Below are 6377 nucleotides of genomic sequence, written 5' to 3' on the forward strand. Positions count from 1 at the left end.
TCTTATAGTGTGGTGGCGATAGCCTAAAGGATACACCCGTTCCCATGCCGAACACGGAAGTTAAGCTTTAGCACGCCGATAGTAGTTGGGGGATCGCCCCCTGCGAGGATAGGACGTTGCCACGCGAAGGAAAGGACCCTGTGAGGGTCCTTTTTTATTGCTCAATTTTTAGAGTGCTTCAAACTGAGTTGCTCACAACATAGCGCTTAAAGCGTACATTCAACGGAATGCTCAAAAGCTTGGTATAACAAGGATACCCCTCGTTAATGAGTGTTGGCTAGCCATGATGGGTTTTGCTTTCACAAGACTTAAGCGAACATTATCAGGCGAATATAGGTATATGTTCGAATATCTTTGTGGCCCGTCTCTTGGTTACACGACACGCTTGTGCTATCATAGTTAGTGTTGTGGACTAGCCACAAGAGATGAGAGAAGTATTATTTAAATGGTATAAGTGAGTTATCTTTAGAAAATAGGTGGAAAGTAATTATGAAAAAATACCGTAGTTATCGCCTGAGTTTAGGGTGGCAGATCTTAATCGGTCTGGTCTTGGGGATCATTCTGGGTGTCGTCTTTTACCAAAATAAATTAGCGATTACAGCTATGCAGAACATTGGAAACATGTTCATCAGTCTGATTCAAATGATCGTGCTTCCCATTGTGGTCTCCTGTTTGACTGTGGGAATTGCAAATATGGGTGACATTAAGAAGTTAGGCCGTATTGGTGGGAAGACGATTATTTACTTTGAAGTCATGACCACCATTGCTATTGCCTTAGGGCTTCTGGTTGGGAATATCTTCCATCCTGGGAGCTTTATCGACATTCATCAACTACATAGTTCAGACATCAGTCAATACGTCTCCTCGGCCAAATCAGCCAAGGATTCCGGCATCTGGGCCACTTTGCTGGGAATTATCCCCACCAACTTCTTCAAGTCATTAGGTGAGGGCGACATGATGCCCGTTATCTTCTTCTCCGTCTTCTTTGGGTTAGGAACGGCAGCTATTGGTAAGCAGGGACAAGTCATTATCGACTTCCTGGACGCCGTATCGCAGGTCATGTTCCGGGTTACCAACTGGGTGATGCATACGGCACCAATCGGGGTATGTGCGTTGATTGGGGTCACTATTGCGCAAATGGGGATTTCAGCCCTGGCACCCTTGGGGTATTTCATCTTGTTAGCTTATGCAACTATGGCGGTCTTTATTGTCGTCTTCATGGGTCTGGTTGCGCGGATGTTTAAATTCCGGTTGAAGGACCTGCTCTTTGTCATTAAAGATGAAGCCGTATTGGCCTTCTCAACGGCAAGCTCCGAGGCCACCTTACCACGTCTGATTGATAAGATGGATAAATTTGGAGTTAGCCAAGGGATCGTTTCATTCGTGATTCCCACTGGGTACACGTTTAACCTAGATGGTTCTGCCATCTATCAGTCGTTGGCTGCGCTGTTCTTAGCACAGGCTTACCATATTAACTTAAGTCTTGGGCAACAGATCACCTTGTTAGTGGTTCTGATGATCACGAGTAAGGGGATGGCTGGGGTTCCTGGAGCATCCTTCGTGGTTCTGCTGGCGACTGTCTCTACTATTGGGGTTCCGATGAGTGGTCTGACGTTTATTGCTGGGATCGACCGATTAGTCGATATGGGTCGGACAGCAGTCAACGTTGTTGGGAATTCCCTTGCAACGGTGGTTATTGGTCGCTCGGAGCATGAGTTCAGCGAGGAAAAGAGTCAAAATTATCTCGAAGAACTTCGTACAGCTAAAGCTAAATAAATGGAAAACAAAAGCACCCGTAATTCTTCGCGAATTACGGGTGCTTTTTATAATTGCAGAAACCAGATCAACGGTGCTCAGCTAACCTTGCGGGGTGATTCCCATCAGCCCATGGGTGTTAGCGTGACACGCGATAATCAGGATTAAGTTGTAGGATTTGTGTTAATTTTCGTATCGACTATTAGAGATTAAAAACCAGCCTAGCTGAATCAGCGTCAGTTACAAGTGTTTTCCTCCCCACAGGGTTCCCCCAATGGTGAAGCGGCTATGTGAACTAGCACGTCAATGCATTATGGTTGTCATAGGGCCGAGAAAAACTGGGTAACTCTAGCTTGCGTTTTCCATTAAGTGGTTTGAATCCAACTGGCACACGTACGAATTCGGGAAGGTCAGCCGTGGTTCAGTCGGTTACAACGCCGACAGCGGCTGAGTTAAAGTGGCCAATTGATTCAGTTTAATGTCTACCAGTCGAACCTCCGCATCAAGCTACGGGGTCCGGGAAAGGGAAAGCTAGAGAACAGTTTTCCTCAAAGCGTCAACCAAGAGGTGTGAACTGACTGCAACTTTCCCACCGGCGAGTGATAACACGCTCCGGGATCATCTATACGTTGGGTTGTCATGTTCAATCACCTCCTATAATCTAACCGACAGTAACAACTGTGAGTAAATTAAAAGCGCTTAGCCACGACTAGCTAAGCGCACAATAAAAAGCATTTGTGTACGAACGGCCAGTCGTTGAGTTTTAGCACTATACGGCGTAGTTAGTTGTTTCATTAACAGCTACATTAGAACAGGCCTTAATTTGACCTGAACAGCTGACTCATTGGCGTTTCTCGACGTTTCTGAGCAGTAGCGTTTTCCGTATAGGAGCCTCACCTAACAGCTTCTAATTTATTCTATAGTTAATTCTATCCTATCCAGCCGAGAAAAGCAATCAAAAGGCCTCATAAAAATCGAATAATAATTATAATAACAAACTATTAATAAATTTATAATGAGGCGTACATCCCATCCTAGTTTAGAATCATTCTTGCTTTATTTGAGGCAAACAGTTATGCTTAGGGTGCATTAAAGTTTATCAAATGAGGGGAGTAGTTATCATGAATTTTATTGGTTCCGAGTTACCCGATTTTACTGCAAATGCGTTTCAGAATGGCGAAGTTAAGGCATTATCAAAGCCTGACCTTCTGGGCCATTGGTCGGTCTTGTTCTTTTATCCGGCTGACTTTTCCTTTGTATGCCCAACCGAATTGGGCGATCTTGCAGCTCACTATTCAGAATTCAAACAAATCAATGCCGAAATATACAGTGTTTCCGAAGATACTGAATTTGTCCATCAAGCGTGGCATGAACAGAGCCAAGAGGTGGGGCAGGTGGCCTACCCAATGATTGCCGATCCTGCTGGTATTTTGGCGCGACACTACGAGGTCTTGGATGCGGATGCCGGTCAAGCCTATCGGGGGGTCTTCATCCTCGATCCCGCTGGTAAGGTACGGTCATACACCATCAATGACATGGGAATTGGTCGTAACGCCACGGAAATTCTCCGGACATTGACTGCGGCACAATTCGTTGCCGAACACGGTGATCGGGTTTGCCCAGCAAACTGGCATCCCGGTGAGCAAACCTTGAAGCCAGGGACGGACTTAGTGGGTAAGATTTAACCTGAGTTAAAAAATGTCATAAAGAAGCGTGATCACTCTTAGTTGAGGTGATCACGCTTTTTTTAGGCTTGCGGCATCTTTGCCAATAAGGTATTGATTTGATTGATTTCGTCAGCGCTGAAGTCTGTATTGGTAAAGGCCTTCAGATTGTCCTGTAGCTGACTGGGACGGCTGGCGCCGACGAGGACACAGCTAACGACAGGTTGATGGAGCAGCCAAGCAATCGCCATCTGAGCGAGTGATTGGCAGCGTTGCTGTGCCAGATCATTGAGGGCTTTGACCGTGCTTAGCGTATGTTCCACGTTATCCTCGTGAAGGAAAGGACTCGAGGACTTATGTGCCCGTGAGTCGGTAGGAATCCCGTTGAGGTAGCGATCGGTCAGCAAGCCCTGAGCCAAGGGGCTAAAGGTGACCAATCCCGTCTGTTCGTCCATCAACGTTTGCAACAGGCCGTTGCGGTCGATATGTTGATCGAATAGGCTATACCGGCTTTGGTGGACGATGTACGGCGTGTGGAGATCGTCGAAGATGGCTTTGATGGTCTTGGTCTGTTGCGGATCATAGTTTGAAATTCCGATATACAACGCCTTACCTTGCCGGACCAGTTGATCCAGGGCTAAGGCTGTCTCTTCCAGTGGTGTGTTCGGGTCTGGCCGGTGAGAGTAGAAAATATCCACGTAATCCAACTGTAGTCGTTGTAAACTCTGGTTGGCACTGGCGATGATATTCTTCCGAGAGCCCCACTCACCGTACGGCCCAGGCCACATCAGGTAACCGGCCTTGGATGTAATAACCATTTCATCTCGGTAGGGCCGCATGTCGCGGGTCATGATTCTGCCGAAGTTGGTCTCGGCGCTTCCCGGTTCTGGTCCATAATTGTTGGCCAAGTCGAAATAGGTAATACCAGCATCAAAGGCCGTGTGGACGATGGCCCGTTGATTGTCAAATGGGTCAACGCTCCCGAAATTGTGCCAGAATCCCAGGCCAATTGCTGAAAGTTTGAGACCGCTATTGCCGCTGCGACGATATTGCATGGCGTCGTATCGGTGTTCATTTGCTAAATACATGTAACTACCTCCAATATGTAAGGTGCTCCTCCTAAGTATACGGGTCTTGTCATGAAAATGAAAACGAATTCATAGAGGATCATATAAAAACGCGACAAGCACCAGCGGTATTTGTCGCGTTTCGTGGGGAGCGTTGACTCCTGCAGTCGTTATTTTCCTTCGGGAATTTTAGCGTATTCTTGTTGGTACCAACCGTCCCAGGTATTTTCCTTGAGGGAGCCGTTTTCGTTAAATGGTAGGTTGATCGTTTGCAGAATTTCTACGAATAGATTCTTCTTGTATTCTAGCACGCCAGCGGCCAATTGATCAGGGCTGAAGTTCCGGTTTGCATAGATGTACATGTTGATATCGTTCATGGCATAGTCAACCTTAAACTGTGATAAAATTTCGAGATCGTTGGTCCGGTAGTGCTCGAGATAGAAGTGAACGAAGTCAGTTAACGCGGTTAATTGGGCGTGTTCGTCCAGGTCGGTAATCGTTAAATCTTGGTTTTGCAAAGTGGAGACCTCCTCAAATTCTGTGTTGCCGTGAGTATCGGTCGTCTGTCGATCGGTGCCCCTTTTTTATTATGGCACACTTTGACCGTTCGTAAAGGAAACTGGTCAAATTTTTTTCAGTGTAAATGGAATAAAACGCTATCATGGGACTAGTGTATAATAATGACTAAGAAATTGGTGAAGGGAGCTGTAGACTATGCGAGTATTCGTCGTGGGTGCCAACGGTCAAACGGGACGCGAATTGGTCATGCGATTGCGATTGCGAGGGGATGAACCAGTTGCAGGGTTGGGTCCCGATGAAGATGGTGAGGACTGGGAAGATCAGGACATAGCTGTGCAGCGGGTAGATTTGTTAGCCAAACCCGAGCAGATTGCGAGTGTCCTGATGGGGTGCGATGCCATCATGTTTGCCGCAGGATCCGGTGGTCGGACCAAGGATGACATGACCCTACTGATTGACTTGGATGGGGCTGTAAAGACCATGCAGGCAGCTGAGATTGCTGGAGTTCACCGATTTCTGATGATCAGTATGCTTTTTGCCGAGGATCGTAATCGGTGGGCGGAACCTTTGAAATCGCTGTATGCTGCGAAATTCTACGCGGATAATTGGCTAGTCCGTCAGACCAATCTGGCTTACACTATCGTTCAGCCTGGGGCACTGTCGTTTCACCCCGGAACTGGGAAGGTCAAGAGTGATCCGTTAGCGGTTGGTAGCATTCCGCGTGCGGACCTTGCAGCCTTTATGGTGGCGGCCTTACATGCGCCACAAGCGGTGGGCAAGACGATTCCGTTGATTCAAGGGGCCACGCCAATTGCTGAGGCTTTGACACAAATTTAAATACAATACTAGTAATGGTTTACCGTGTGTGCTATAATTAAGCTATAGAAAAGATGATAGTCCCATTTGATTTTGCCAAAGGAGGCGACGACCATGACTGAAAAGTTACTGATTGCTCCATCCGAAGCTGAAGTTCTGACTGATCACCTCAAAGAGTGGGGGCATTGGCGACAGACTGCCGACCGGACTACTGCCGATGGTGATTGGGACCGGTTTATTGAAAAGAGTCGTCAAAAGGCAGAGTGGAAAGCGGGCTTAGCCGCCGAAATTGACCACTGGGAGAGCCTACATGCCTTACAGAGGGCATTGACTGACCAACTTACCGGGATGACTTATCGTGGCCACACGCGTCAATAAGCGTTGATTGCATACGACATCAAGATCCTTGCCTGGGCGAGGATCTTTTTCTGGTTCTATGTCAACTGTTGTTGGTAATTCCATTTATAAAATTGTCTAATCCTTTGAGATTAGGCAATTTTTTTTGAGCCCAAATGCCAGATGAATCCTTAATCTAAAGCTTGTGAAACAGCCAAAG

At 46.9% G+C, this 6377-nt stretch carries 6 protein-coding genes, 1 rRNA gene and 1 riboswitch; of the genes, 5 read left to right on the plus strand and 2 right to left on the minus strand.

Going from position 1 to position 6377, the window contains the following annotated elements:
• Nucleotides 1-8: 8 nt before the first annotated feature.
• The 3 genes from rrf (at nucleotide 9) to ACKTSF_RS14000 (ending at nucleotide 3440) form a co-directional block, all read left to right on the plus strand.
• Nucleotides 9-125, plus strand: a 5S ribosomal RNA gene (rrf, locus tag ACKTSF_RS13990).
• A gap of 364 nt (nucleotides 126-489) precedes the next feature.
• Nucleotides 490-1776: a dicarboxylate/amino acid:cation symporter gene (locus ACKTSF_RS13995; RefSeq protein ID WP_407890212.1), complete on the plus strand. Its 1287-nt coding sequence runs from the start codon at nucleotides 490-492 to the stop codon at nucleotides 1774-1776.
• A gap of 720 nt (nucleotides 1777-2496) precedes the next feature.
• Nucleotides 2497-2667, minus strand: a riboswitch (M-box (ykoK) riboswitch).
• A gap of 209 nt (nucleotides 2668-2876) precedes the next feature.
• The gene (locus ACKTSF_RS14000) at nucleotides 2877-3440 is read left to right on the plus strand and encodes a peroxiredoxin (protein ID WP_407890214.1); all 564 of its coding nucleotides are present in this window, start codon (nucleotides 2877-2879) and stop codon (nucleotides 3438-3440) included.
• 62 nt (nucleotides 3441-3502) lie between these two features.
• Here the strand turns inward: ACKTSF_RS14000 and ACKTSF_RS14005 are convergent, their stop codons facing one another.
• Entirely contained in the window at nucleotides 3503-4507 is a 1005-nt protein-coding gene (locus tag ACKTSF_RS14005; protein ID WP_407890215.1) for an aldo/keto reductase, read from the minus strand.
• A 149-nt stretch (nucleotides 4508-4656) separates the two neighbouring features.
• Nucleotides 4657-5004 carry a hypothetical protein gene (locus ACKTSF_RS14010; protein ID WP_407890217.1) on the minus strand — a complete coding sequence of 116 codons (348 nt, stop codon included), beginning with the start codon at nucleotides 5002-5004 and terminating at the stop codon, nucleotides 4657-4659.
• A 196-nt stretch (nucleotides 5005-5200) separates the two neighbouring features.
• Between ACKTSF_RS14010 and ACKTSF_RS14015 the strand changes: the two genes are divergently transcribed.
• Entirely contained in the window at nucleotides 5201-5842 is a 642-nt protein-coding gene (locus ACKTSF_RS14015) for an SDR family oxidoreductase (RefSeq protein WP_407890219.1), read from the plus strand.
• Nucleotides 5843-5935: 93 nt separating this feature from the next.
• Nucleotides 5936-6199, plus strand: coding sequence for a hypothetical protein (locus tag ACKTSF_RS14020; RefSeq protein WP_407890221.1), 264 nt, complete (start codon nucleotides 5936-5938; stop codon nucleotides 6197-6199).
• The last annotated feature ends 178 nt before the right edge of the window (nucleotides 6200-6377 follow it).

The sequence above is a fragment of the Levilactobacillus muriae genome, from assembly GCF_045862015.1.
In the GTDB taxonomy this organism is placed as follows: domain Bacteria; phylum Bacillota; class Bacilli; order Lactobacillales; family Lactobacillaceae; genus Levilactobacillus; species Levilactobacillus muriae.

Bases quoted from the DNA above. Each gene is read 5' to 3' on its own strand.
- ACKTSF_RS13995 (WP_407890212.1), top strand. From the start codon at position 490: ATGAAAAAATACCGTAGTTATCGCCTGAGTTTAGGGTGGCAGATCTTA.
- ACKTSF_RS14000 (WP_407890214.1), top strand. From the start codon at position 2,877: ATGAATTTTATTGGTTCCGAGTTACCCGATTTTACTGCAAATGCGTTT.
- ACKTSF_RS14005 (WP_407890215.1), bottom strand. From the start codon at position 4,507: ATGTATTTAGCAAATGAACACCGATACGACGCCATGCAATATCGTCGC.
- ACKTSF_RS14015 (WP_407890219.1), top strand. From the start codon at position 5,201: ATGCGAGTATTCGTCGTGGGTGCCAACGGTCAAACGGGACGCGAATTG.
- ACKTSF_RS14020 (WP_407890221.1), top strand. From the start codon at position 5,936: ATGACTGAAAAGTTACTGATTGCTCCATCCGAAGCTGAAGTTCTGACT.